General features: G+C 66.5%; 21 protein-coding genes. 7 read left to right on the forward strand and 14 right to left on the reverse strand.

Annotation, left to right across the window (positions count from 1 at the left end; genetic code table 11):
* The first annotated feature begins 31 nt into the window (after positions 1-31).
* On the forward strand, positions 32-199 hold the full coding sequence (locus ACJH6I_RS23130) for an ANTAR domain-containing protein (RefSeq protein ID WP_406784556.1): 168 nt from the start codon (positions 32-34) through the stop codon (positions 197-199).
* Here the strand turns inward: ACJH6I_RS23130 and ACJH6I_RS23135 are convergent.
* Genes ACJH6I_RS23135 through ACJH6I_RS23145 form a run of 3 tightly spaced genes read right to left on the reverse strand, consistent with a single transcriptional unit; the run spans position 196 to position 3,822 of the window.
* Entirely contained in the window at positions 196-2,037 is a 1,842-nt protein-coding gene (locus ACJH6I_RS23135) for a CheR family methyltransferase (RefSeq protein ID WP_212814955.1), read from the reverse strand. The genes ACJH6I_RS23130 and ACJH6I_RS23135 overlap by 4 nt on opposite strands.
* 46 nt (positions 2,038-2,083) lie before the next feature.
* Positions 2,084-2,839 carry an STAS domain-containing protein gene (locus ACJH6I_RS23140; protein ID WP_244872653.1) on the reverse strand — a complete coding sequence of 252 codons (756 nt, stop codon included), beginning with the start codon at positions 2,837-2,839 and terminating at the stop codon, positions 2,084-2,086.
* Complete coding sequence (locus tag ACJH6I_RS23145) at positions 2,836-3,822, reverse strand: chemotaxis protein CheB (protein WP_406784545.1); 987 nt, start codon at positions 3,820-3,822, stop codon at positions 2,836-2,838. Before ACJH6I_RS23145 ends, ACJH6I_RS23140 begins: the two co-directional genes overlap by 4 nt.
* 223 nt (positions 3,823-4,045) lie before the next feature.
* Between ACJH6I_RS23145 and ACJH6I_RS23150 the strand changes: the two genes are divergently transcribed.
* Positions 4,046-5,467 (forward strand): DUF1254 domain-containing protein, encoded by a 1,422-nt coding sequence (locus tag ACJH6I_RS23150; protein ID WP_406784546.1) that lies wholly within the window; start codon positions 4,046-4,048, stop codon positions 5,465-5,467.
* Between the two features lie 76 nt (positions 5,468-5,543).
* Here the strand turns inward: ACJH6I_RS23150 and ACJH6I_RS23155 are convergent, their stop codons facing one another.
* On the reverse strand, positions 5,544-6,020 hold the full coding sequence (locus ACJH6I_RS23155; protein ID WP_406784547.1) for a hypothetical protein: 477 nt from the start codon (positions 6,018-6,020) through the stop codon (positions 5,544-5,546).
* Positions 6,021-6,120: 100 nt separating this feature from the next.
* Here ACJH6I_RS23155 and ACJH6I_RS23160 point away from each other — a divergent pair, with 100 nt between their 5' ends.
* Complete coding sequence (locus ACJH6I_RS23160) at positions 6,121-8,331, forward strand: AAA family ATPase (RefSeq protein WP_244872652.1); 2,211 nt, start codon at positions 6,121-6,123, stop codon at positions 8,329-8,331.
* A gap of 4 nt (positions 8,332-8,335) precedes the next feature.
* On the opposite strand, the gene ACJH6I_RS23165 is transcribed toward ACJH6I_RS23160, so the two are convergent.
* From ACJH6I_RS23165 to ACJH6I_RS23195, 7 genes are all read right to left on the reverse strand, one after another.
* Positions 8,336-9,178, reverse strand: a complete 843-nt coding sequence (locus tag ACJH6I_RS23165) for a bile acid:sodium symporter family protein (protein ID WP_212812814.1) — start codon at positions 9,176-9,178, stop codon at positions 8,336-8,338.
* Positions 9,175-10,179, reverse strand: coding sequence for a hypothetical protein (locus tag ACJH6I_RS23170; RefSeq protein ID WP_212812812.1), 1,005 nt, complete (start codon positions 10,177-10,179; stop codon positions 9,175-9,177). Before ACJH6I_RS23170 ends, ACJH6I_RS23165 begins: the two co-directional genes overlap by 4 nt.
* On the reverse strand, positions 10,176-11,477 hold the full coding sequence (locus ACJH6I_RS23175) for a peroxidase (protein WP_133425677.1): 1,302 nt from the start codon (positions 11,475-11,477) through the stop codon (positions 10,176-10,178). The genes ACJH6I_RS23170 and ACJH6I_RS23175 overlap by 4 nt, the downstream gene beginning before the upstream one ends.
* A gap of 32 nt (positions 11,478-11,509) precedes the next feature.
* Positions 11,510-12,073, reverse strand: a complete 564-nt coding sequence (locus ACJH6I_RS23180; protein ID WP_061004407.1) for a hypothetical protein — start codon at positions 12,071-12,073, stop codon at positions 11,510-11,512.
* A gap of 68 nt (positions 12,074-12,141) precedes the next feature.
* Positions 12,142-12,870 (reverse strand): DUF3060 domain-containing protein, encoded by a 729-nt coding sequence (locus ACJH6I_RS23185; RefSeq protein WP_406784548.1) that lies wholly within the window; start codon positions 12,868-12,870, stop codon positions 12,142-12,144.
* Positions 12,871-12,897: 27 nt separating this feature from the next.
* Positions 12,898-13,587: a response regulator gene (locus tag ACJH6I_RS23190; RefSeq protein ID WP_406776261.1), complete on the reverse strand. Its 690-nt coding sequence runs from the start codon at positions 13,585-13,587 to the stop codon at positions 12,898-12,900.
* Positions 13,584-15,146, reverse strand: a complete 1,563-nt coding sequence (locus ACJH6I_RS23195; RefSeq protein ID WP_406784549.1) for an ATP-binding protein — start codon at positions 15,144-15,146, stop codon at positions 13,584-13,586. The genes ACJH6I_RS23190 and ACJH6I_RS23195 overlap by 4 nt, the downstream gene beginning before the upstream one ends.
* Before the next feature lie 144 nt (positions 15,147-15,290).
* Between ACJH6I_RS23195 and ACJH6I_RS23200 the strand changes: the two genes are divergently transcribed.
* Positions 15,291-16,640 (forward strand): cation:dicarboxylate symporter family transporter, encoded by a 1,350-nt coding sequence (locus ACJH6I_RS23200; RefSeq protein WP_212812784.1) that lies wholly within the window; start codon positions 15,291-15,293, stop codon positions 16,638-16,640.
* 537 nt (positions 16,641-17,177) lie between these two features.
* Positions 17,178-18,149, forward strand: a complete 972-nt coding sequence (locus tag ACJH6I_RS23205) for a YncE family protein (RefSeq protein ID WP_205848780.1) — start codon at positions 17,178-17,180, stop codon at positions 18,147-18,149.
* Between the two features lie 58 nt (positions 18,150-18,207).
* Here ACJH6I_RS23205 and ACJH6I_RS23210 read toward each other — a convergent pair whose 3' ends face one another.
* Entirely contained in the window at positions 18,208-18,525 is a 318-nt protein-coding gene (locus tag ACJH6I_RS23210; RefSeq protein ID WP_406784550.1) for a hypothetical protein, read from the reverse strand.
* Positions 18,526-18,625: 100 nt separating this feature from the next.
* On the opposite strand from ACJH6I_RS23210, the gene ACJH6I_RS23215 reads away from it, so the two are divergent.
* Positions 18,626-20,254, forward strand: coding sequence for a fatty acid--CoA ligase (locus ACJH6I_RS23215; RefSeq protein ID WP_406784551.1), 1,629 nt, complete (start codon positions 18,626-18,628; stop codon positions 20,252-20,254).
* A gap of 12 nt (positions 20,255-20,266) precedes the next feature.
* Here the strand turns inward: ACJH6I_RS23215 and ACJH6I_RS23220 are convergent, their stop codons facing one another.
* A complete protein-coding gene (locus tag ACJH6I_RS23220; RefSeq protein WP_406784552.1) occupies positions 20,267-21,097 on the reverse strand; it encodes an alpha/beta fold hydrolase in 831 nt (276 codons plus the stop codon).
* A gap of 62 nt (positions 21,098-21,159) precedes the next feature.
* Here ACJH6I_RS23220 and ACJH6I_RS23225 point away from each other — a divergent pair, with 62 nt between their 5' ends.
* Positions 21,160-21,765 carry a TetR/AcrR family transcriptional regulator gene (locus ACJH6I_RS23225; protein WP_406784553.1) on the forward strand — a complete coding sequence of 202 codons (606 nt, stop codon included), beginning with the start codon at positions 21,160-21,162 and terminating at the stop codon, positions 21,763-21,765.
* Between the two features lie 125 nt (positions 21,766-21,890).
* Here ACJH6I_RS23225 and ACJH6I_RS23230 read toward each other — a convergent pair whose 3' ends face one another.
* The gene (locus tag ACJH6I_RS23230; RefSeq protein ID WP_406784554.1) at positions 21,891-23,084 is read right to left on the reverse strand and encodes a lipid-transfer protein; all 1,194 of its coding nucleotides are present in this window, start codon (positions 23,082-23,084) and stop codon (positions 21,891-21,893) included.
* Positions 23,085-23,166: the final 82 nt, after the last annotated feature.

A 23,166-nucleotide genomic window follows, 5' to 3' on the forward strand; every position in this document is an offset into this window, starting at 1 on the left:
CGGCGCACAACCGCTCGATCTGGTTCGACACGTGCTGGACAACTGGGATGTGGTCAGCGAGGCGAAATCGATTCTGATGGAACGGTTTCAGGTTGGCGCTTCCGAAGCCTTCCAAATGCTGAAACGCCTGTCGCTGAGTAGTAGCACCGACCTGCTCGGACTCTCGCAACGGGTGATCGACAAGGCCAAGCAGCTCTAGTCGACCACTTCCATCAGCAGCAGCGCGCCCCGAAGACTGTCGTCCGGTGAGGTGAACGACGAACATGCGACCCGCACCCGCGCCGTCCGGCCCCGCCGGTTCACCGCGTTGACGATCACTTGCCCAGAACTCTGGGGATCGACGAATGCGTGACCGATCAACGGACGGACGTCATCGAGTGGCAGCCCGATGTCGAGCGACGTGATGGCCACACCCTGCGTCTCGTCGGCGCGCAGGCCCCATAGTTCCTCCGAACCGCGGTTCCACATGACGACCCGCATCTCCCGGTCCACCACCACGACGCCCAGACGGATCGAGTTGACCAGGGCGCTGATGAAGGTGCGGGAATCGTCGAGTTCGGCGCTGCGCTCCCGCAGTGCGTCGTTGATGGTGTGCAGTTCGTCGTTGGTGGACTGCAGCTCCTCGTTCATGGTCTCGAGCTCTTCGTTGGTGGACTGGAGCTCTTCGTTGGTGGTCTCGAGCTCCTCCACCGTCGACTGCAGTTCCTCGTTGGTGGTTTCGAGTTCCTCGTTGGTGGACTGCAGTTCCTCGTATGCCGTCTCGAGCTGCCGGTTGGTCTGCACGACCTTGTCCAGCAGTGCCCGCATCGCGGTGACGTCGAAGAAGACGATCGAGACGCCGAGCAACCCGTTGTCGGCGTCGACGAGCGGGTTGATGTGGATCTCGAACCACACGGCCTCGGCGCCGGCGCGCTGCCACTGCACGTCCTGAATCCGCGCCGAGCGGCGTTCGACCTTTGCTTGCTCGATGTAGGAGCGCAATTCGACTGGGCGATAGGAGATTTCGAGGTCGCGCAGGAGGCGGCCGATGTCGCGCGCCGACAATCCGAAGCTGGTTTCGGCCTGCTGGTTGATCATGGCGACGGTGTCATCGCCGGTGACGACGATCTGGGCCACCGGGCTGGCGCGGAAAGCCAGGTCGCGGACCGTCGTCAACCCGTTGAGTTCGCCATGACGCTCATATAGTGCTGCCGCCGGATCATAACGATCGAGTGAGGTGTGAGTGCCGATGGCTTTCCGGAAGATGCGGTTTTTCAGATCCAGTGGGGTGAACCGGTCGCCGTGGCTCAACAGCATCTCGGCGTGGCCGAGGAACAGCGCACCTTTCGGCGCGAGCGCGAAATGCAACCGATTCAAGACACCGCGCTGGGTCTCGGCGTTGAGATACATCAACGTGTTGCGGCACACCAGCAGGTCGACCCGCGAAATCGGCGCGTCACGCACCAGGTCGTTGCGCCCGAAGATCACCCCGCGGCGCAGATCCTTGTTGAAGACGTAGCGTCCGTTGATCTGCTCGAAGTAGATCGGCAGCAGTTCGGGCGGAACCGATTCGACAGCACGCGCGTCGTACGATGCGGCGCGCGCCTCGTTCAGTGCAAGGTCGTCGACGTCGGTGGCGTAGATCTTCACCCGTTGCCGGAACGCCTCGAAGCCGAGCGCTTCGGCCAGCAGGATCGCGAGCGTGTACGCCTCCTGCCCGGAGGCGCAACCTGCGCTCCACACCCGGATCGGGTCCTCGGGCCCGCGCTCGGCGAGGATCGACGGGATCACCTCGTTCTGGATCGACTCCCAGGCTTCGGGGTCGCGGAAGAATGCCGTCACATTGATCAGGATCGTGTTGAAGAGCGCCGCGAATTCGTCGGAACTCGCTTGCAGCACATCGAGATACTCATCGAAAGTCGTGTAGCCGGCGTGATCCATGCGGTGCTTGACCCGCCGCATCAGCGACGTGCGCTTGTAGCCGGTGAAGTCGAATCCGCGAGAGTCCCGCAGATAGCGCAGCAAAGCCTCAAAGGAGTCGTCGGTACCGGCGTCCATGGTGTCCTGTTCGTAGGTCATGCGATGCCCGGAACATTACTCGTGGCTACAGCACGTTCTCCGGACCCACGACCGCCCAGACGGTCTTACCCGCCGACGTCGGCAGGCTGCCCCACACTCGAGTCAGTGCGGTCACCACCGCCAGGCCGGACACCCGACTGGTGCCGTGCATGGCGTCCTCTTTGCGCTGTGCCGGCGCCGAACTGCTGTCCTCGACGGCGACGGTGACCAATTCGCCGTCGTACTCCAACCGCAATGTGGGCGAAGAATCGGTGTGCCGCAGGACGTTTTCGACCAACGCTGTGGCGATCACCGCCGTTACCGGGATCATGGCCGGACACGACCAACCGGACAACCAGCCGCCGACCAACCGCTGGGCATCGACGATGCTGCTGACGTGGGACGGCAGCTCCGCGCGCGCCCGGTGACGTCGCCGGTGGCGTGCGCTGCCCTCTGATTGCAATGCTTCCTGCAAGGTGGGGAAGACCGGTACGTAACGCGTGATGCCGCGGCTGCGGATGACAGCGCAGGTGTCGGCGTCGGCCCTGACGAGCATTATCGGCACATCAGGCCAGGTGCTGACATGCCAACGGGCACTGGTGAAGACCGACCACGCAGAGGCATCCGGTACCCGGAGCTCGTTGACATCGACGATCACCATTCGGGGTTCGTCGAGCGCCGCCTTGACCACGCTGTCACGCACCGTGCGATAGGACAGGCCGTCGAGCACACCCGTGCAGCGCAAGGTGTATTCACCGCCCCCGCCGTAGACGGGTGCGCTGATGTGCACCGGGTCAGTCATTCAGTTCCCGCGGCCGTGAGTCGTTCGGTCAGTATCCGCAGCGCATGTTCGGCTTCGTCGGCTTGGCTGCTGAAACGTTGCTGAAGCATGCCGGAGCTGACGTTACTCGCCATCCGCCGGGCAAGTTGGGCCTTCTCCTGCAGGCTGCGAACCGCGACCCACAGCGCGCCATTCACCTCGTCATCGCGAGCGCGCAGTAGAGATTCCGCCGACCAGGCGTGGCCAACATGGCACCGGTAGTTGCCCTCGCCAATCGTTTGTAGCGAACCGTTGCAGTCCGGACACGTGTATCCCGACGGTGGTCCAAGGGATTCGATCTCGAAATCTGTCGCGAAGGGTTCGGCCATGGCGATGCGATTTTCAAGCAGAAGGCCGGGGTCGGGTTCCATGATGGGTTCCTCGCTGACGTGCTCGGATAACTGTTTGAGCAGTACACCGACATCCGTCGCTCGCACTTCGTAATCGGCTACTCCGGATTCGAGCGCGGCCGATGGGAGGCCCGGGAACAGGGCATCGTCGGGTGTTTGGGCGATCGTGGCGCCGCCGCGCGATTGAATCGCCTTCAAACCCGAGACACCGTCGTCGAGTACCCCGGACAGCAGCACGCCAATGGCGCGTGGCCCGAACGTGATGGCGGCAGAGCGGAACAGCGCGTTGATGGCGGGACGGTGTCCGTTCTCGGTGGGCCCGCGGGTCACCAGCGTGCGATGGTCGTCGATCATGAGATGACGGTTCGGGACGCAGACGTACAGCCTCCCGGGCTCGAGCTCCTCGCCATTCGTGGCGGCGGCGGCAGGGAGGGATCCGGCGCGATCCAGGATGCGGGCCAGGACACTGGGTGCGTCGATGGGCATGTGCAGGACGACCAGAACCGCCATCGGAAGATCCGCAGGCAGTTCAGCAGCCATCTGGGTGAGAGCCTCGACGCCTCCGGCGGACGCGCCGACGGCGACGACGCCGCGCAATCCGTTCCGGTCGGCCATTACGCCCACCCACTTCCAGCATCGGTGCGTTCAGTCTAGTTCTTTCAGGGGATTTCGATGAGAACCAGCCACGGACATCTCGACCCCGGGTAGTGGGCTACCCGATGGTGGCGGAGTGAAACAGTCGTTGACGGTGCCGTCACTTTCGTTCGACGCGTGGTAGAAACGGGTTTGCTGTGTGACGCCTGTGGTGCCACGAAGAGTCGAAGAGCGGGAGTTGTGGATGAAGTTCTGGGTTGCGGGATTGGCCGTCGTGCTGATGGGCGCGATGACCGGCTGTGGGCAGGGGACGGAATCGCCGGGCAGCAGCTCGTCGACAGCCGCCGCCGGCCAGGACGACGTCCGCGCGATCGCGAAAGACGCCTACATCTACGGCTTTCCGATGGTCGACTCCTACCGTATCCAATACGCGTACTTCGTCGACAAGGCCAACCCGCAGTACAAGGGCGAGTGGAACAAGCCCCAGAGCATCGCCCGGGTGTTCACGCCCGAGGACACGGCGATCCAGACGCCCAACTCCGACACGCCGTACACCATGCTCGGTGCCGACCTGCGCGCCGAACCGCTGGTCCTGACCGTCCCGCCCATCGAGGCGAACCGGTACTTCTCGCTGCAGTTCATTGACGGCTACACATTCAACTTCGCCTACGTCGGCAGCCGGACCACCGGTAATGGCGGCGGGAAATACCTTCTGGCAGGCCCGGATTGGAAGGGCGAAAAGCCGGCCGGTATCAACGAGGTGATCCGCTCGGACACCCAGTTCGCGCAGGTCATCTACCGCACCCAGTTGTTCGACCCGGCAGACCTGGAGAACGTCAAGAAGATTCAGGCCGCTTACACCGTCGAGCCGCTGTCGGCCTTCGAACACCAGCCCGCAAAGACCGCTCCGCCAGTCGATTTCGCCGTGCCGCTGTCGGCCGAGGATGAGAAGACCTCGCCCAAGTTCTTCGAGACCCTCAACTTCGTGCTGAAGTACGCGCCGGTGCTGCCGGGCGAGCAGGACGTGCGTGCGCGCTTCGCCAAGATCGGCATCGGCCCCGACGGCGACTTCAATGCCGACAAGTTGAGCAAGGAAAAGCTGGAGGCGGTGAAGGCGGGTATCGCCGACGCATGGGCCGAAGCCGATGCCTTCAAGAAGGACAAGCTCGCCACCGGACAGGTGACGTCGGCTCAGCTGTTCGGCACGCGTGAATTCCTCAACGGCAACTACCTCTACCGGATGGCCGCCGCGGTGCTCGGCATCTACGGCAACACGGCCGCCGAGGCCATCTACCCGGTGGTGTCGGTCGATTCGACCGGCGCCCCGCTGACCGGTGCCGACAAGTACACGCTGCGCTTCGCGCCGGGGCAGCTGCCGCCGGTGAACTCGTTCTGGTCGCTGACCATGTACAAGATGCCGCAGAGCCTGCTGGTCGCCAACCCGATCAACCGCTACCTGATCAACTCGCCGATGCTGCCCAATCTGATCAAGGACGCCGACGGCGGCATCACCATCTATGTACAGAACCAGTCACCGGGAGCGGACAAGGAAGCCAACTGGCTGCCGGCACCGGAGGGCCCGTTCCAGGTCATCATGCGGCTGTACTGGCCCAAGGAAGAAGCGCTCAACGGCACCTGGCAGGCGCCGAAGGCGGTCAAGAGTTAGTTGGATTGCGCCGACAGTGGGCTGTATGACCGGAAAATTGCAGACCGCCCGGTCATAAAGCCCATTTTCAGCGCGGTCAGCGCTTGCGGCCGCAGTTCGGCTGGGCCGGCTTCGCCGGCCAGGCGCACACGTTGAGGTATGTCTCGGTGCCCATCCCGCCGCCGTCGAACACACCGTAGCTGTCGCCGTGCGTGCCGGTGTAGGTGGCGCCGCCGCCACCCCCCGGTCCGCCGTCGGACGACACGATGGTGGTGACGGCCCAGCCCTTGCCCTCAAGTGCGGCCTTGTACGCCGTGACGACCTCGGTGGGTGCGCCCGTCACCTTGAAGCTGAGGTGAATCCCATTGTCCCCGATCGGGTCTGGGCCCCAGGTCTGGGCGGTGCCACCGGGTGTGGGGACCAGCGCCTGCAGTTGAGCGGGACTGGCCGGCGCCGCGGCCGAGGTGCCGGTCGGTGCGGAGCTCGACGATCCTTTGGCGCCGGAATCGGCCTTGCCCCCGCAGCCCGCCACGAGGCCGATCACTGCCGCCACGGCGCGGATTGCGTTGCCCATGGTCGCTCCCATCCTCGAGCGCACCGTATCAACGTATTCGACGCTGTGGTCAAAAATGGCGTGGTTGGGTGGACGCGGGCGACGCACCTACGATGCCAGGGTGGCAGGGGACGGCTGGGTAGCGCAGATCCCGACGGCCACCTACGGCCCGCCCCGGCTGGGTGGTGCGGTCATCGCGCGGCCGGCGATCACCGGATTGCTGTCCGGTTCGGATGCCGAACTGGTGGTGGTCACCGCGCCCGCCGGATACGGCAAGACCACGGCGGTGGCGCTCTGGGACGACGCCGATACCCGGCGGTTCGCCTGGGTGCGGCTGGACCATCTCGACAACGACCCTGCCCACCTGCTGCTGCACCTGGTGACGGCGGTGGACCAGGTCGCCTCGGTCGATGCCGCGACGTTTCAGTACCTGCGTGGCGCCGGCCGCGCTGTCGATACCCAACTGGTTCCCGCCGCGATCGCGGCGCTGGAGTCCGCCGGTCCGATCGTGTTGGTGCTGGACGATGTTCACGAGCTGACGCACGAGGCGGCGGTGTCGGCCCTGCGTGCCCTGGTCCAGCTCGCCCCGGAGTCGACGACGCTGACGTTGATCGGCCGCACCGCTCCGCCGCTCGATCTGGCGCGGCGCCGGCTGCAGGGCGGCGTGCTCGAGGTCAGTACCGAGCAGCTGAAACTCTCGGTGGCAGAGGCAGAATCGGCTCTCGGCTCGGTCGGCGGTCCGGCCGGCCCGACGGCCGCCCTGGTGGTCGACCGCTGCGAGGGTTGGGCAGCAGGCGTGGTGATGGCGGCCATGGCCTTGCGTGACGGTTCGTCTGCCGAGGCGATCACCGGACGGCACCGCCTGGTCGCGGACTATCTGGTCGAAGAAGTACTGGGCCGGCTGGACCCGGCCGTCGAGGTGTTCCTCGTGGAATCCGCGGTGCTCGACCACTTCACCGCCGACGACCTGAACAGCGTTCTCCAGCGCGAAGATTCAGCTGACATGCTGAGTGCGATCCATGCCTCCGGCAACCTGTTCCTGGTCTCACTCGATGAGCAGGGCATCGAGTACCGGTACCACCGACTGTTCGCCGACCTGCTCCGTGCGCGGCTGCGCAATCGCGATCCGGAGCGGTTCCGCGCCCTGGCGTCCCGCGCGGCGGCGCATCTCGAGCGGTCCGGCGATATCGACGGCGCCCTCTTGCAGGCGCTGGCGGCCGATGACCCGGCACACGCCGCGGCGCTGGTGGAACGCGATGCGGTGCGTCTCGGATTCGATGGCCGCGCAGGCATCTTGGAGCGCCGGCTGAGCCTGCTCGACGAGCACGTCTTCGCCGACCATCCTGATGCCGCGATCGCCCGGGCCTGGTTCGGGCTGACGCTGGGGGACGCCGACCTGATCCAGCGGTCCCTGCTGCTGGCCGCTGCCGCGGACGGTGGTGCGGCCTTGGCGGATGGTGCCCCGTCAGTGAAAGTTGCTGCCGCCCTGGTCGGTTCACTCGTCGGCATCGGCGGGGTGCTCGAGGTGGTCCGGCATGCCGACACGGTCTGCGCCGCGGGCAACCACCTCGTGAACCCGTGGTGGGGTGCGGCCGCCTCCGTCAAAGGCGGTGCACTGTCGATGGCCGGGGACGCCGAAAGTGCCAGGACGACACTGGAATCGTCGCTCCCGGTGCTCGACGACCTTCCCGGCTTCCGGGCCGTGGCGCTGGCACATCTGGCTCTGCTGGACCTCGACGACGGGGCCCTGCAGTCCGCGGCGCGGCGCAGCGCCCAGGCCCGCAGCATCGTCGACTCCCGCGACCTGTGCGACCTGGTGCCCATCATCTTGGTGTACGCCGTGGACGGGTTGGTGCGCAGCCACCGCGGCGACGTCGCCGGGGCGCGAGATGCGGTGCGGGGCACCGAACGGCTGCTGGACCGGCTGGGCGACCTGGCGGCGCGCACGGCGGCACTGGGACATGCGCTGACGGCGGCCACCGCCCTCGAGATCGACGACCCGGAACTCTGCCGGCGGCATCTCGACGCAGGGCTGTTGGCCGCCCGGCGGGAGCCCGATGCGGCGTCGGTGCACCTACGGTTGGCGCGCGTTCGGGAATTGCTCGCCGCACACGCGCAGCACGGGCCGCGGCCATCGCTGACCGCGGCCGAGCTGCGTCTGCTCCCGCACCTGGCGACCCACCTGTCGCTGCAGAAGATCGCCGGCGAACTGCACCTGGGGCGGGAGACCGTGAAGAGTCAGGCCAAGGCGATCTACCGCAAGCTGTCGGTGTCGTCGCGCGCCGAGGCCGTCGCCGAGGCGGCGCGCCTCGGTCTGCTCGACCAGCCCTGACCCGTCAGGCCTTCCGGGCCAGGAAGCGGGCGAACGGGATCAGCATCGTGAACTCGGCGATCAGCACCACCGTGATCATCACCGTGACGCGCGGATCGCCGAAGTTCTGGCCGGCCACCACGAAGGCGGCCGCCGCATTGCGTTGCGCGGTACCCAACGCGAGTACGGGCCGCGCGGCCGAGCTGAAAAACACCAGGGCCCAGCCGATTCCGGCGCAGATTGCGGTGTAGACGATGGCCGCCAGGATGCCCCGCGTGCCGTACACCGACAGCACCTCCCGGAAATTGGCGACGATGGTCAGGACGACCACCAGCACCATGCTGACGGTGCTCAGCAGCCCGATGGCCGGCCTGACGCGCGCTGCCGACGCCTCAGCCTGCTTGCGCCAGAACAGCCCGATCGCCAAGGGGATCAGCATGAGAATCACCAGCGAGGACGCGATCGCGAGCGGATCGACCGCCGACCCCTTGAGGAAGATCGGCAGCACGATCGGCACATAGACCACTGTCGTGATCATCAGCAGCACCATCAGGCCGACACTCAACCCGGTGTCGGCCTTGGCGAACTCGGCGAGCTTGATCAGGAACGGTGCGCCCGCGGCCAGGCCGCACAGCAGCAGGCCCACGCCCAGCGGCTCGTCGAGGTCGAGCAGCCGCCACAGCGCGAGCGCAACCAATGGCGCCGCAACGAAATTGGCGACCAGGGTCAGGCTCACCACCCGAATGTCCTTGAGTGGCGCCAGAATCTGGGCCGGGGTCAGGCTCAGCCCCACACCCAGGGTGCTGGACACCACGAACAGGACGACGGCGATGTTGGAACCGCGCGCCGCCAGATCGGTCAGCGTCACATCGTCACCAGGTTGCGCCAGAACGACTTCAGGCTGTCGCTGGCACCGAACAGGGTGGTGAAGTGCGTCGAGTCGACCAGCACGATGTCGCCGGCGCGCTCACCGGTCGGCGGCATGTGGATCAGCGCGTTGAACTCGGTGTTGCCCGCCAGGGTGAACGGGTGCGGCCGGGTCTGGTCGATCAACTGGCGGCCCAGCACCCGAAGATCGGCACTCTCCGGGGCGGTGAGCTGGTAGTGCGGCAGGTGCGGGTGCAGCGCCAGGGTGGTCACGTCGCGCAGCAGGCCTGCCGAATCCAGATCGCGGAAAGCGGTGAGCGGCACAATCTGTTTGGTGCCCTCGACCGTCGCCGGGCGCAGACCCCACGTGTTGTGCACCGGGATGTTCAGCCCCTTCAGCAACGACCGCGCGAATCCGCTGAAATTCTGGACGCGCGGCGTCAGCGGGTCACCGTGATGCAGGTACTCCATCTGCTGCTGCTCTTTGTCGTCGGTGAAGCCGACGTCGTGGTGCGGGGCCAGCATCAGGCACGTGCCTTCGCGCTTCAGCCACTGCTGGATCGCGGCCACCTCTTCCGGGGTGGCTTCCTCGTCGCCGAGCAGGTGGTCCAGTCCGAAGATCATCAGGGTGTCGGTGTCGTTCAGGATGCGTTCGTCGATCGGCAGCCGGTAGCCGGCCTGATCGACACGCTGGAACACCGCCACGGGATGGCCGGTCGCCGCACCGGCCACATCCTGAAAGGACAGGGAGGAGCGGTGGAACAACTCCAGCGTGCCGTCGACGCCCTGCAGGAACTCCCGCGCGCTGTATTCGGCGCCTTCGTACGCCGGCCACGTCGCCGCGCGCACCTCGGTCATGGTGGAGAACCGGTTGTACAGCAGCGCCGGGTCCCGCTGGGCCTCCCACGGGTAGCTCCACGACCAGTAGATGCTGACGCGGCGGTTGCCGTTGTGGGGACGGGTGATGTGGGCCTGGTTGTAGGTGCGGGCGTATGAACTCATGATGCTCCTTGCTGTCCGAGTGTTGACAGGTAACGCAGTGCGGTCAGGCCGGGCAGGAAGAAGTATGCCCCGCCGCGCAGCGTGGTGAATGCCGGTAATCCTTTGTGTACCTTGCGGATCGGTCGCTTCGGGATCGTGAAGTCGAGCGTGCCGTCCTGGGTTCCGCAGATGGGGTCGTGTTCGTTGCCGAGCTCTTGGAACGCGGTGTCGTTGATCCACACGTTCTGGGCGAACTCGAATTGCCGCACCAGGCTGGCGCAGATCAGGAACATCCCCACACCGCGCTCGACACCGTCGTCGGCGGCGCCTTCAGGGAGTGCCGGGCCGTAGGTGCCGCTGCGCCGGATCATCCTGCGTCGATTGGGATTCGGTTCGGTGTCGCGCGGGTTGAGCCGACGTGCGTGCGAGCCGACCGGGCACTTGTAGCCGTGCGGATCCATCGTCGCGTAGTCGAAATCGTTGTTGCGCATCGGGTCTGCGCCGAGTTCCGGATCGTCGTGCTCGGGCGCCAGGACCAGCGGTGCGCCGCTGCGCCACCTGCCCATGAACTTGGCGGCCAGCAGCTCCTGGCCCTCGGCGTCCTCGGCATGCTGCTTCAGATAGTCGCGGAAGGTCCCGACATGCTCCTCCAACCGGCGGTATGCCATGTAGCTGCCGTTGCGGGAAAGCACTTCGAGGGCAGGCTGATTCGCCACCAGTCCTTCCTCGTCCGGATATCCGAGGAGAAACTCGCCCGCGGCCAGCGCTCCACCGGCGCCGGGGATCATCGTCTCGCCGGAACCGGCCATCTGCGGTTGTGACACCGGATCGCGGTAGCCGAAGTGATCGTGGTCGTACTCGAACGGCGCCGTGGCCGCCAGATCGAGATGCGACAGCGACCGCACGCCGGGGCACCGGGCCAACAGCGCGTCGTGCTCGCCGACGCACCGCACCCGCTCCTCCTCGTCCCGCGCGAACAGGATGACGATGGCGTGCAGGTCGTCACCCGCGAGCCCGCCCACCCAGTGCTCCGGCGCGGCCGCGCCGGTATCACCCAGGATGTCGGCGCGGGCGGCCATGCCTTCGCGGAACTCGGCCGGGAAAGTGGCAAGCGTCTGCGCGTCAAGTCCCAACGCACGCAAGCCGTTCCAGGTGAACGCCAGGTTCACCCACCGCTTGAATACGTTGACCGTCTCGCGGACATCGCTGGCCGACTGCACGAGCGGGACCATCTCGGCCAGCCAGGCCTGCCCGGCCTCGGGGGTGTCGAACGACAGGAACTCGTACCGACCGGTGAGGTGCGGTGTCCCGGTCAGCATGATGTGCTGAATATCGTCGAACTCGAGTGCTGTCACTGCATCTGGTCCAACATGTCAGAGAACGCGGCCTTGAGCCGCAGGGCCTTTTTGATCTCCACCGCCGTCACATACGGGTATTCGCCGTACTCCAGGAAGCTCGGCACCTGGTGCTCGCGGACGAACATGATGAACGCCTCGGGGTTGGTCTTCCAGTCCGCCGGGAAGCCCTCCAGATGGGTGAACGCCGTGGTGATGCCCGTCGAGCTGAACAGCTTGACGGCGTCCTCGGTGTACTTGTCGAAGTCGGTGTCGAAGATGCCCTGGTACTGGAAGTGCAGGCCCGAACCGACGTCGAACAGGTTCCACCGCAGGTAGTGCAGCTTCAGCGGGGCCAGCACGTCGGGCTGCGCCGCGACCGCGGCCTCGAGCTGCTTGCCGTAGTCGCGGATCGCCTGCTCATGGCCGTCGAGCACCTTGGCGATGATGTTGAAGCCGTAGCACGCCGGGGTACGTGGGAAGACCGGCCCGTAGCGACCGCGCGTGAGCTCGAAGTAGCCCTCCTTCGGGATGGCCAGAGCTGCGGGTTGGGTCCAATCGTCATTTCCGTTGTGCGCCATGGCAACGAGATTATGGACGCGGCGGGCACCCGTCGTCCCCCGATTCGGGGGAAATTGACGCAGCCGGTTCAGCCCCGGCTGACGGTGTTGGACCGACCCGGATCAGGAACTTCCGGATTTCCCGAGTGGTACGTCACGTGGTTGTCCATGCCAGACGTGACGATCTTGTCGGCGGAGTCGACGGTCACGGTGTTCTCTATGCCGGAGACCTCGACGGTCGAGCAGTGCCCGGTGATGGTGACGCTGTTGGACACCCCGCTGATGGTGATCTTGCGGTCGTTGCACGCCACGGTGCGGTGGCCGCGCACCCCCGCGACCTGAATGGGCCGGTTGGGATCGTCGGACTGCGGCGGCAATTCGACGAGACCGGGGCCCGACATCACCGTGGTGCCGTTGACGACCACCGACGATTCGTCGCCCGGTTGCGGCGGGGTCGGGACGGCGACCGAGACGCTGGGCTGGCGGCCAGGGGAAGGTGGGAGAAACGTCGTGTGTTTCTTGCCGGTCAAGTTGGTGACGAAGATGATCGCGGCCACCACCGGGCCGACGATGACGGCGAGGACGACGACGCCCAGGATCATGCGGCGTGCCGCGGTGCTCGGCACCCCCGGCGGCAACGGTTGCGGCGGCCAGGTCTTTTGGGGCCGGTGGTACTGGGCGGCGTACGGCTGCCCTGCCACCGGTGTGGGCGGGTGCCACTGCTGGCCGGGCTCGGTCAACTCCGACGCCCGGGGCCGGTCGTTCATCGCGCGCTCGAGCTCGCGGATGCGGGCTTCTGGATCGTCGTCGCGACTCATGATCCGATGCTGTCACACCCGGCGAAGTCAACGCCACAGGTAGCGGGTCTTGGGCCGGCCTGTGCCGCCGTATTCGCTTCGGCGCGTGACGGTTCCGTCGTCGGCCAGGCGCTCCAGATAGCGCCACGCGGTCACCCTGGCCACCCCGACCGCCTTGGCGGCCTCGTCGGCCGTCAGGCCGTCGGGACTGTCCCGAACGGCGCGGGCGATGTCGTCGTTGGTCAGTGTCGCCGCACCTTTCGGGGCCGCGGATTTGTCTGCGCCGGTGCGTAATTCGGCGAGGGCGCGGTCCACCTCGGCCTGACTGGCCGCGTCGACTCCGGCCGGGAGCGCTGTCCGGTACCGTGCGTAGCGCTCCAGCCGATCACGGAACGCCGCGAAGGTGAACGGCTTCAACAGATACGCCAACGCCCCGTGCGCGACGGCCGCGCGCACCATCTCCAGATCGCGCTCGGAGGTGATGGCGATGATGTCCGGAGCGGGCCGCAGCCCGGACAGCGCCGACGCCAGGCTGATGCCGCTGGCATCGGGCAGTCCGAGGTCCAGCAGGACCAGGTCGATGGGCGCGTCGGTCGTGGTCGCCCGCGTCGCGGCCTGGATGGCCTCGCGCGCGGTGTGGGCCACCGCCGCGACGGAAAAACCTTCCAGCCGTTCGACATACGTGCGGTGGGCTTCGGCGATCAGGGGATCGTCGTCGACGATCAGTACGGTGGTCACGCGACTGCCGCCGGGATCGTCACCGACACCACCGAACCGTAGCTGACATCGGACGACAGCGTGCCCCCGTGCCGCTTGACCACCTGCGCCACCAAGGCGAGCCCGAGTCCGTGCCCGGGCGCCGATTTCGTCGAATAGCCACGGCGCATGGCGTTTTCGAATGTCGCCGGGTCCATGCCGGTGCCGCTGTCGGCCACGCGCATCAGTAGGTCGGCGCCCGGCTCCCACCGCACCGTCACCTCGACCCACGGCTCGTCACGATCGCACGCGTCCATCGCGTTGTCGATCAGGTTGCCCAGCACCGTCACCATTTCCGGACCACTCAACGGTAGTTGTGAAGTGTCGGAAGGTAATTGCGAGTCCGCGGTGACGGTGAACTCGATACCGCGTTCGTGGGCCTGCGCGTTCTTGCCCAGCAGCAGTGCCACGAGGGCGGGTTCGCGGACCTCGCTCGACAGCCGGTCGACGAGTCGCTGGGACAGCTCCAGTTCGTCGGTGGCGAAGGTCACGGCGTCGGACGGGCGGCCCATCTCGACCATGGTGATCACCGTGTGCAGCTTGTTCGCCGCTTCGTGCGCCTGTGCCCGCAGCGAGTCGGTGAGGACCTTCAACGAGCTGAGTTCGCCCAGGGTGCTTTGCAATTCGGTGCGGTCCCGGATCGTCACGACTTCCGAACCCGAGGCGCCGGACACCGGTGACCGGCTGACCACCAGCACTCGGTCGTCGGTTACGTGGACCTCGTCGCGCACCCCGGGATCGGCCGCGCGCAGGAAGTCCGGCAGATCGGACCTCGACACCGCGCCCGGCGGCAGGGCGAGCAGCCGGCGCGCCTCGTCGTTGGCCAGCGCCACGCGCCCGTTCTCCAACACCAGCAGGCCTTCGGACACCGAATGCAGGACGGCGTCGTGGTGTTCGTACATCACCCGCAACTGGTCCGGCCGCAGCCCGTGGGTCTGACGGAGCAGCCGGCGCCGGATGAGCCACGCGCCGAGTAGCGAAAGGGCAAGGGCGGCAAGGCCGATCGCCACGATCATCGGGATCTGATGGCGCCACTGCGCGGTCAGCGTGGTCTCGGTGATGCCGGCGGCGACCAGACCGAGCACCTGCCCGGAGCTGTCCCGCACCGGGGTGATGGTGCGCACCGACCGGCCCAGGGTCCCGGTGTAGAACTCGGTGTGCGTCCGGCCTTTCAGGGCCTGCTCCATGGTGCCCAGGTAGTGGCCGCCGATCTGACGCGGGTCGGTGTGGGTGAACCGGGTCCCGTCGGGCGCCATGACGGTGATGAAGGCGATGCCGGTCTGGGCCCGAACGGTTTCGGTGACCGGCTGCAGGACTTCCGTGGCGTTGCCCGCCCGGATGGCGGCAGCCGTCGACGGCGCGTCGGCCAGTGCCGTGACGATGCCGGTGAGCAGCTGTTTGGCCGCGGCATCGTTGGTGCGGCGGGACTGCACCACGGCCAGGGCGCTACCGGCCGCCACCACCACGATGATGATCGCGATCTGCAGCGCGACGATCTGGCCGGCCAGGGACCAGCGCGGCGCGGCCGGCCAACTGCGCATCACTGCGTCCTTCTGTAATCCGCCTGCTCCCGCGTCCCCGCGTGAACTTCCGTGAACGAAATGAACATATGCGTGACGTGCCTCACGTTCTGGACAAACATCCTTGCAGAAGTTTTCGACAACGAGGCCGGAGGACTGCCCGACATGACTGATCAAGCGCCCCGTCGCGACCGCACCCATTGGCTGTACATCGCCGTGCTCGTCGCCGTCGTCGGCGGTGTGGCCGTCGGCCTGATCGCACCCGGGGTGGGCAAGGACATCGCGGTCCTCGGCACCCTGTTCGTCAACCTGATCAAGATGATGATCACCCCGGTCATCTTCTGCACGATCGTGCTGGGCATCGGGTCGGTGCGCAAAGCCGCGACGGTCGGCAAGATCGGCGGCCTCTCGCTCGGCTACTTCCTCGCCATGTCGACGGTGGCGCTGGCGATCGGCCTGGTCGTCGGCAACCTGCTGAGCCCGGGATCGGGCCTGCACCTGTCGGCACAGGCGACCGGTCAGGGCGCGAAACTGGCCCAGAAGGCGCACGAGGCCGGCGGTCTCATGGACTTCGTCTCGCACATCATCCCGGAGACCCTGCTGTCGGCACTGACCAGCGGAAACGTGTTGCAGGCCCTGTTCATCGCCCTGCTCGTCGGCTTCGCGGTCCAGGCCATGGGTACAGCCGGCGAACCCATCCTGCGGGGCGTCCAGCACCTGCAGAAGCTGGTGTTCCGCGTGCTGATCATGATCCTGTGGCTGGCGCCGATCGGCGCGTTCGGTGCCATGGCCGGCGTCGTGGGCCAGACGGGGTGGCGCGCCGTCACCCAGCTGCTGACCCTGATGCTCGGGTTCTACGTGACCTGCGTCGTCTTCGTCTTCGGTGTGCTCGGGGTGCTGCTGTGGTCGGTGACCCGGATGTCGATCTTCCGGCTGGTCCGCTACCTGGCCCGCGAGTACCTGCTGATCTTCTCGACCTCGTCGTCGGAGTCGGCGCTGCCTCGGCTGATCGCCAAGATGGAGCACCTGGGCGTGGACCGCAGCACCGTCGGCGTCGTGGTGCCGACCGGCTACTCGTTCAACCTCGACGGGACCGCGATCTACCTGACCATGGCGGCGCTGTTCATCGCCGACGCCATGGGGCGGCCGATGGCGATCGGGGAGCAGTTGGCGCTGCTGGCCTTCATGATCGTCGCCTCCAAGGGTGCTGCCGGCGTCACGGGCGCGGGTCTGGCGACGCTGGCCGGCGGCCTGCAGAGCCACCGGCCGGACCTGCTGGACGGCGTCGGGCTGATCGTCGGCATCGACCGGTTCATGTCGGAGGCGCGGGCCGTCACCAACTTCTCGGGTAACGCCGTCGCCACGGTGCTGATCGGATCGTGGACCGGGACACTCGACCGGGCAAAGGCCGCGGCCGTGTTGCACGGCGCCGATCCGTTCGACGAACTGACGATGCTCGACTCGAGTGTCGAGCACCCGTCCGGCAACGCCGGTGTGACCGCCCTCACATCATGAACAAAATGTGAATTCGTCGATAACAGCGAATCTCGAGGCCCGCTCAGGCGGGCCTCGACGCTGTTGCGATCTTGATGAACAGAAGTGGAACCTGGGTTCTATCGTGCGGGTGAGGCGGATGAGATTCTATGCGTTCGTGTCGCGGTGTGATGTTTCGCTCACTTTGCCAGGGAATGCCGGGAAACCCTGCTTGGAAACCCTCAGGAATGAGGCGGGCCTATGTTTGCTCAATTTGAATTCAGACGTTGTTTACGCAGGTGGGAGCATCGATCGCCATTGATAACAAGTGCATAACAATTCACAACATAAGTAACTCCTAAGAGCTTCTGATCAATTCGTGACGAGGCGTCGCTGAAGCCGTCCGGAATGTCGGTGGGGATCACTACACTTCTTGAAAGCAGCGCTCATCCGGGCGCACCCGGACGGGCAATCGACTACCGGCGCGTTGCCGCGCTGGCGGAGGTACCGAAGATCGTGGCAAATAATAACGCTCGTGCAAAAGCGAAGCGGGCAGGCGCCCAGGCGCTGCGCGGAACCATGGACATCGCGCAGGTTGGCCGCGGCACCATCGCCGACATCGCCGAGAGCGCGGGGCAGTTGGTCGCTACCAGCTACGCCGACAACATGGTGTCGCTGATCGAGCCGCGCACCCGCAGCATCCGCGACATCGCCGTCGACGGTGAGCCGTTCGCGGTCGTCGCCACCGCTGACCGGGCGTACGTCGCCGTGTCCGGTGCCGAGTTCGACGGCGTCGCCGTCATCGACGTCGCCACCGGCGCCGAGCTGGCCGCCTACCCGCTGGCCTCGGGCGTGAGCGCCCTGGCCGTCAGCCCCGACGGCAAGCGCGTGTTCGCGGGCCGCGCCGGCGACACCTACATCGACGTCGCCGTCATCGACATCACCGCCGACCGCGTCGGCACCATCGAGATCGCCACCGGCGCCGCCATCAGCATCGACGCCCTCGCGGTCGACCACACCGGTCGCCGGCTGTACGTCGCCACCACCGACGAGATGGGCAGCCAGCTGGTCGTCGTCGACACCGAGACCGCGCGCATCCGGAACACCATCGTCATCGGTGCCCCGATCCGCAGCCTGGCGCTCGGCCCCGACAACACCGCCTACGTGCTGACCTCGGACCTGACCGCGCGCGGTGAGGTTCACGTAGTCGACCTGGCCGCCGGCCGCGTGACCGGTCGCTTCCCCGTCGGCGACGCCCCGACCCAGCTGGTGCTCGGCGCCGACGGCACCCGCGCTTACGTCGTCGACTACGACCGCGTCTCGGTGTTCTGCACCCAGACCAACGCGGTGGTCGACACCATCGCGGCCGATGTCCAGCCGTCCTGCGTCACCGTCAGCCGTGACGGCTCGCGCCTGTACGTGGCGGATGTCGTCGGTGACGTCACCGCGGTCGCCGTCGAGGCCCCCAAGCCGCTGCTCTACTCGCAGTTCATGGCGACCAAGTCCGTCACGATGAACGAGGTGCGCGCGCTGGAGCCCGCGACCGTGTAGACAGTCCAAAGAAAAACGCCCCCGCCGGCCGGCGGGGGCGTTTTGGTGTCCGGGGGACCTAGTGCGTACCCGTGCAGTCGAGCGACACCGAAATGGTCCGGCTGGTTTGTGGCAGCAGGATGGAATTGCTGTTGCGGCCCAGGCCGGGGCCGACCCACGGCACCAACTGCGTCGTCTGCTGCGGGTTGCGCACGCTGGTCACCGTGCACTCGGACACCGGCGCCGTCCCGAGCTTGTCGATCGTCACCACATAGCCCTCGGATTGCAGCCGGTTGATCGTGTCTTGCGCCGATTCGGCAGCGGCCAATCCGGCCGGCGCCAGCATCGTGGCCACCCCGCCGACTGTCGCCGCGGCGAACGTCCAATTCCTGCGCATGATTTTCTCCTGTCGTACCAACGCTAATCATCCTCCTACCTCGCAGGGTCGGCTAGCATCTCGACATCCCAGCGGCAGCAACCCAGAGGCGAAATTCACGATGCTCAGTACGATGCAGGACGCCCCGCTCACCATCGCCACGATCATGCGGCACGCGACTGGCCAGAATTATCGCCGAACCGTCACCACGGCGCTCGGCGGCGGCCAGTACCGCACCATGACCTATGGCGAAGTCGGCCGGCAATCCGCGCAGCTGGCCAATGCGCTGCGCGGGCTCGGCATCACCGGAGACCAGCGGGTGGCCACGTTCATGTGGAACAACGCCGAACACACGGTGGCCTACCTGGCCATTCCGTCGATGGGCGCGGTGCTGCACACCCTCAACATCCGGTTGTCCCCGGAGCAGATCGCCTATATCGCCAATGAGGCAGAGGACTCCGTCGTCATCGCGGATCTCTCGTTGACCGCACAATTGGCTCCGGTGCTGCCGCAGATGAAGACGGTGCACACGGTGATCGCCATCGGTGCCGGCGATTTGGCGCCGCTGGAGTGCGCCGGCAAGACCGTACTGCGGTACGACGAGCTGCTGGCCGCCCAGCCCGACGACTTCGACTGGCCGGAGATCGACGAGCGGTCCGCGGCCGCGATGTGTTACACGAGCGGCACCACCGGAAATCCGAAAGGTGTTGTCTACAGCCACCGTTCGAGCTTCCTGCACGCCATGGCGACGTGCACCAGCAATGCGCTGGACGTCGGCAGCGAGGACGTGACGCTGCCCATCGTGCCGATGTTCCACGCCAACGCCTGGGGGCTGCCGTACGCCGCGCTGATGGCCGGTGCCGACCTGGTGATGCCGGACCGGTTCCTCGATGGCGCATCGCTCATCGACCTCATCGAGACGCATCGCCCGACCATCGCCGGCGCGGTTCCGACCATCTGGAACGACGTGATGAACTGCCTGGAAAAGAATCCAGGACACGACATTTCGTCGTTGCGGATCGTGGGCTGCGGCGGCTCGGCCGTGCCGTTGTCGATGATGCGCATCTTCCAGGAGCGGTACGGCGTCCACATCCGCCAGGCCTGGGGGATGACCGAAACCTCGCCGCTGGCCACGACCGCCAAGCCCTTCCCGGGCGCGTCCGAGGATGGGTACTGGAAGAGCCGGGCGACCGCCGGGCGGGCGTTGTGCGGTGTCGAGATCCGGATCGTCGACGACGCCGGCGCCCCGCTGCCCCACGACGGTGAAGCGGTGGGGGAGATCGAGATTCGCGGACCGTGGATCACCGGCAGCTACTACCTGGGGTACGACTCGAGCAAGTTCGACAGCGGCTGGCTGCGTACGGGCGACGTTGGGCGCATCGACGACTGCGGGTTCGTCACCCTCACCGACCGGGCCAAGGACGTCATCAAGTCCGGTGGTGAATGGATTTCGTCGGTCGAGTTGGAGAACCACCTGATCGCGCACCCCGCGGTGCTGGAAGCCGCCGTGGTCGCGGTGCCCGACGAGCGCTGGCAGGAACGCCCGCTGGTCGCCGTCGTGCTGCACGAGGGCGCTTCGGCGACACCTGATGAACTGCGAGAGTTCCTGTCGGACAAGGTGGTTCGCTGGTGGCTGCCGGAGCGGTGGACGTTCATCGACCAGGTGCCCCGCACCAGCGTCGGCAAGTACGACAAGAAGACCATCCGCGCCCGGTACGCCGACGGCGCCTACGACGTCGTCACCATCTAGTTCTCTCGCGAGCTAGGCGCGCACCGCGACGGTCGACATCAGGTCGGCGAGGCGGTCCGGGCGGTCGAGCATCGAGAATGTCTTTGCGCCGTCGATGATTTCGAGGCGGGCGTTCGGGATGATCTGCGCCAGCTTCTCGCCGTCGCCGATCTCGAACAACTCGTCGTCAGCCGACCAGGCGACGAGCGTCGGCTTGTCGAATTCGTGCAGCCGCGCTGCGACTCCGGTGGTGACCTCGGTGCGCAGGGAGCTGGTGAACACGCGGAGATCTTCGGCGACGGCGGGTTTGGACTGTGTGTTGTGTACCCACTCCCGGGTCAGGGCGTCGAAGTCCGCGTATGCCAGCCCGGCGTACGCGCGCTTGCGGACCAACGGGACCCGGAACACCTGCGAGCCCGCCCGGAACAGCGCCTTGGAACGCGACGCCAGGATCAGCGGCTCGAGGATCGGTGGCGGAAAGTGTTCGAACGCATCGCAACTCGTCAGCACCATGGCGCCGATGCGGTCCGGGTGGTGGACGGCGACCAGCTGCGTGACCACACCGCCGGTGTCGTTGCCGACGATGACGACGTCGTGGAGGTCCAATGCGGCCAGGGTGTCGGCGACGATGCGCGCGACGCCGTGGATGCTCCGGTCGGCGCCCGGGCGCAGCGCTTCGGGATGCGCGCCGAGCGGCCAGGTGGGGGCTATGCACCGCAGGCCGCGTTCGGCCAGGCGCGCGGCGACCCCACGCCACAGTTGGCCGCCCATCATGTATCCGTGCACGAAGACGACAGGCCTGCCGTCCTTCGGCCCGAATTCCTCGAAATGGATGGTTCCGGCGTTAATCTCGATGATCGACATGGACGACTCCTAGCTCGATACTCATTTACAAACAGGCTGTCCGCAACTTACCAACAGGGTGTATGGAAAACAAGAGGCGTACTCAGGAGGAGCGCTCCGCGGCTACCCGCGAAGCGTTGATCGTCGCTGCGCGGCGACTGTGGGGCGAGCGTGGTTATGCCGAGGTGGGCACGCCGGAGATCGCGACGACCGCGGGCGTGACCCGGGGCGCGATGTATCACCAATTCGCCGACAAGGCAGCGCTTTTCCTCGCTGTGGTGGAGGTGGTGGAACAGGACGTGATGGCCCGGATGGGGGCGATGGTGGCGGCATCGGGGGCGACGTCACCGGCCGATGCCGTTCGCGCCGCGGTCGATGCCTGGCTGGAAGTCTCCGGCGACCCGGAGGTGCGCCAGCTGGTGTTGCTCGACGCCCCGAGTGTCCTGGGTTGGGCGGGCTTCCGTGACGTCGCCCAGCGCTACAGCCTGGGCATGACGGAGCAGTTGCTCAGTGAGGCCATGAAAGCCGGCCAGCTGGTCCGTCAGCCGGTGCGGGCGCTGGCGCATGTGCTGATCGGTGCCCTCGACGAGGCGGCCATGCTCATCGCCACCGCGGACGACCCGAAGAAGACGCGTCGTGAGACCCGTCAGGTACTGCGCCGCCTCGTCGATGCCATGTTCGACGGCTAGCTAGTTCGGCGAGCAGACGTAAAACTGTCGTTTTCGAAGCGAAAACGACAGTTTTACGTCTGCTCGCAAGCTGGGGGTGCCCCGGCTCGGCAGAAGGGGTACCCCCCAGCTCGCGGGGGAGGTGACTAGCGCTCGGCGCGCTGGTAGGCCGTCACGACGGCGGCACCGCCGAGACCGATGTTGTGCTGCAACGCCGCGGTGACACCGTCGACCTGACGCTTGTCGGCGGTGCCGCGCAGCTGCCACGTCAGCTCGGAGCACTGGGCCAGACCCGTCGCACCCAGCGGGTGACCCTTGGAGATCAGGCCGCCCGACGGGTTGACCACCCAGCGGCCGCCGTAGGTGGTGTCGTTGTTGTCGATCAGGCTCGGCGCCTCACCCTCGCCGCACAGGCCCAGGGCTTCGTACAACAGCAGCTCGTTGGCGGAGAAGCAGTCGTGCAGCTCGATGACCTGGAAGTCTTCGGGGCCCAGGCCCGACTGGTCGTAAACCTTCTGGGCGGCTTGGACATTCATGTCGTAGCCGATGATGTTGGCGGCGCTGCCGTCGAACGTCGAGGCGAAGTCGGTGGTCATGGCCTGGCCGACGATCTCGACGGCCTGCGACGCCAGCCCGTGCTTGTCGACGAACGCCTCGCTGGCGAGAATCGCCGCGCCCGACCCGTCGGAGGTGGGCGAGCACTGCAGCTTGGTCAGCGGGTCGGAGATCATCTTGGCGGCCAGGATGTCGTCGAGCGTGTACTCGTCCTGGAACTGCGCATACGGGTTGTTGACCGAATGCTTGTGGTTCTTGTAGCCGATTTTTGCAAAATGCTCTGCAGTGCTTCCATATTTCTTCATGTGCTCACGGCCGGCCGCGCCGAACATCCACGGCGCCACGGGGAAGGCGAACTCGTCGATCTCGGCCAGGGCCTTGACGTGCCGCCCTAGCGGCGATTCGCGGTCCTGCGCACCCGCCTGGAGCGAACCCGGCTGCATCTTCTCGAAGCCCAGCGCGATGGTGCAGTCGGCGAGGCCGCCGCGGATCGCCTGTGCGGCAAGGTAAAGCGCCGTCGACCCCGTCGAACAGTTGTTGTTGACGTTGACGATCGGGATGCCCGTCATGCCCAGCTCGTACAGGGCGCGCTGGCCCGAGGTCGAGTCGCCGGAGCAGTAGCCGACGTAACCCTGCTCCACCTGGTCATACGAGATGCCGGCGTCGGCCAGGGCCTTGTTGCCGGACTCGTTGGCCATCTGCGGGTAGTCCCAGCCCTCGCGGCTGCCGGGCTTCTCGAATTTGGTCATGCCGACACCGACGACGAACACGCGATTCTTGGCCATGGGTTTCCTTAAGTTCGTAGTTGCAGTTACTTCGTATTGATGAGCGTTACGTTGGGCTGTGACCCGGGTGGGTCGGGTATGG

This window comes from Mycobacterium sp. SMC-13 (assembly GCF_045311035.1).
Classification (GTDB): domain Bacteria; phylum Actinomycetota; class Actinomycetes; order Mycobacteriales; family Mycobacteriaceae; genus Mycobacterium.

Bases quoted from the DNA above. Each gene is read 5' to 3' on its own strand.
- ACJH6I_RS23135 (WP_212814955.1), bottom strand. From the start codon at position 2,037: ATGGACGCCGGTACCGACGACTCCTTTGAGGCTTTGCTGCGCTATCTG.
- ACJH6I_RS23140 (WP_244872653.1), bottom strand. From the start codon at position 2,839: ATGACTGACCCGGTGCACATCAGCGCACCCGTCTACGGCGGGGGCGGT.
- ACJH6I_RS23145 (WP_406784545.1), bottom strand. From the start codon at position 3,822: ATGGCCGACCGGAACGGATTGCGCGGCGTCGTCGCCGTCGGCGCGTCC.
- ACJH6I_RS23150 (WP_406784546.1), top strand. From the start codon at position 4,046: ATGAAGTTCTGGGTTGCGGGATTGGCCGTCGTGCTGATGGGCGCGATG.
- ACJH6I_RS23155 (WP_406784547.1), bottom strand. From the start codon at position 6,020: ATGGGCAACGCAATCCGCGCCGTGGCGGCAGTGATCGGCCTCGTGGCG.
- ACJH6I_RS23170 (WP_212812812.1), bottom strand. From the start codon at position 10,179: ATGAGTTCATACGCCCGCACCTACAACCAGGCCCACATCACCCGTCCC.
- ACJH6I_RS23175 (WP_133425677.1), bottom strand. From the start codon at position 11,477: ATGCTGACCGGGACACCGCACCTCACCGGTCGGTACGAGTTCCTGTCG.
- ACJH6I_RS23180 (WP_061004407.1), bottom strand. From the start codon at position 12,073: ATGGCGCACAACGGAAATGACGATTGGACCCAACCCGCAGCTCTGGCC.
- ACJH6I_RS23185 (WP_406784548.1), bottom strand. From the start codon at position 12,870: ATGAGTCGCGACGACGATCCAGAAGCCCGCATCCGCGAGCTCGAGCGC.
- ACJH6I_RS23195 (WP_406784549.1), bottom strand. From the start codon at position 15,146: ATGCGCAGTTGGCCGGCCGCGCCGCGCTGGTCCCTGGCCGGCCAGATC.
- ACJH6I_RS23200 (WP_212812784.1), top strand. From the start codon at position 15,291: ATGACTGATCAAGCGCCCCGTCGCGACCGCACCCATTGGCTGTACATC.
- ACJH6I_RS23205 (WP_205848780.1), top strand. From the start codon at position 17,178: ATGGACATCGCGCAGGTTGGCCGCGGCACCATCGCCGACATCGCCGAG.
- ACJH6I_RS23210 (WP_406784550.1), bottom strand. From the start codon at position 18,525: ATGCGCAGGAATTGGACGTTCGCCGCGGCGACAGTCGGCGGGGTGGCC.
- ACJH6I_RS23215 (WP_406784551.1), top strand. From the start codon at position 18,626: ATGCTCAGTACGATGCAGGACGCCCCGCTCACCATCGCCACGATCATG.
- ACJH6I_RS23220 (WP_406784552.1), bottom strand. From the start codon at position 21,097: ATGTCGATCATCGAGATTAACGCCGGAACCATCCATTTCGAGGAATTC.
- ACJH6I_RS23225 (WP_406784553.1), top strand. From the start codon at position 21,160: ATGGAAAACAAGAGGCGTACTCAGGAGGAGCGCTCCGCGGCTACCCGC.
- ACJH6I_RS23230 (WP_406784554.1), bottom strand. From the start codon at position 23,084: ATGGCCAAGAATCGCGTGTTCGTCGTCGGTGTCGGCATGACCAAATTC.